This window comes from Microbacterium sp., from assembly GCF_049661145.1.
Classification (GTDB): Bacteria; Actinomycetota; Actinomycetes; order Actinomycetales; family Microbacteriaceae; genus Microbacterium.
The window spans coordinates 1-1,582 of record NZ_JBASZT010000324.1 but is presented as its reverse complement, the minus strand read 5'-3'; the positions used below and the strand labels follow the sequence as shown (position 1 = coordinate 1,582).

Below are 1,582 nucleotides of genomic sequence, written 5' to 3'. Positions count from 1 at the left end.
GGGGTGGGGCGCGGGCCGTGTCGCGTGTCGCGGGGTGCGGGGCATGGGGTCCGGGGCGCGGCGCGGGGGCGTGTCGTGGGTCGTGGGGTCTGGTGTCGTGTCCGTGGTGTGCTCGGGTCCCGATCGCCGAGCCGCTACGTTTCGACCGAGCCGCTACGTTTCGCCCGGGCGTATCGTGTCGGCTGGGACGAAACATAGCGGCTCGCGGAAGTGGGCGGGGGAGGAGTGAGGGAGTGATCGTCGGAATCGGGGTCGACCTCGTCGACATCCCGCGATTCGAGCGGGCGCTCGCCCGCACGCCGCGACTGCTCGACCGCCTGTTCGCGGCGGGGGAGCGCGGACTCAAGCCGCATTCGCTCGCGGCGCGATACGCCGCGAAAGAGGCGCTGATCAAGGCGCTCGGCGGCTCCGACGGCGTGCATTGGACCGAGATCGAGGTGGCCTCGGAGTCCTCCGGCCGCCCCGTGTTCGCGCTGAGCGGTGAGACCGCCGCAACCGTCACCGGCCGCGGCATCGCCGCCGTACACCTCTCGCTCTCGCACGACGCCGGGCTCGCGGCCGCGTACGTCGTCGCGGAGGGCCGGGATGTCGGCGCCAGCGGTGTCGGGACACACCCCGGAGCGGATGCCGCCGGTGCGAGCACGGCGGGCGCCGGCACGGCGGGCGCGAATGGGCTCGGCGCGGATGCGGAACGCGCGGATGCGGAACCGGGTGCCACCGGGACCGGGGAGGCGGCATGAGCCGCATGCCACTCGGCATCCTGCGTGAGGCGGTCATCGATACGTCTGCGATCGCGGCCAATGTCCGGCAGCTGCGGCGGCTCACCGCATCCGAGGTGATCGCTGTCGTCAAGGCCGACGGCTACGGGCACGGAGCGGTCCGTTCGGCGCGCGCGGCGCTGGAGGGCGGTGCGGCGCGGCTCGGGGTCTCCGACATCGATGAGGCGCTCGCGCTGCGGCGCGCGGGCATCGACGCGCCGATTCTCGCGTGGCTGCACCCGCCGGGCGCGAACTTCGCGGCCGCCGCTGCCCACGGGATCGAGCTGGGCATCTCGAGTGTGGAGCAGTTGCAGGCGGCCGCGGCATCCGGGGACCGTCCCGTCGGTGTCCACCTCAAGCTCGAGACCGGACTCGGCCGCAACGGACTCGCGCCCGCCGACTATGCCGTCGCGTTCGCGGAGGCGGCCCGGCTGGAGCGGATCGGGCGGCTGCGCGTCATCGGGATCTTCAGCCACCTCTCCAACACGAGCGCCGCCGACGATCTCGCCGCGGTCGCGCGGTTCCGCGATGGCCTGGGGCTTGCGGCATCCCACGGTCTGGCCCCGCGCTTGCGGCACATCGCCGCGTCGCTCGCGGCCATCGACCTGCCGGAGGCGCGGTTCGGATGCGTGCGCCTCGGGATCTCGATCTACGGCCTCTCGCCGATCGCCGGCCGCACCTCGGCCGACCTCGGACTGCGCCCCGCGATGACGCTGCGCGGCGCGGTCGCGGCCGTGCGACGGGTGGGCGTCGGCCAGGGCGTCTCGTACGGATACCTGCACCGCACCACCACCGAGACCACCCTCGCGCTCGTGCCGCTCGGG

The 1,582-nt window shown here is 74.0% G+C and carries 1 protein-coding gene and 1 pseudogene; both read left to right on the top strand.

From position 1 onward, the window contains the following. Window positions 1–233: 233 nt before the first annotated feature. Window positions 234–581, top strand: a pseudogene (locus tag WBP48_RS13440) (holo-ACP synthase); the annotation flags it as partial. 155 nt (window positions 582–736) lie between these two features. Beyond that, a partial coding sequence (gene alr / locus WBP48_RS13435) for an alanine racemase (RefSeq protein WP_424441237.1) occupies window positions 737–1,582 on the top strand: 846 nt, incomplete at its 3' end.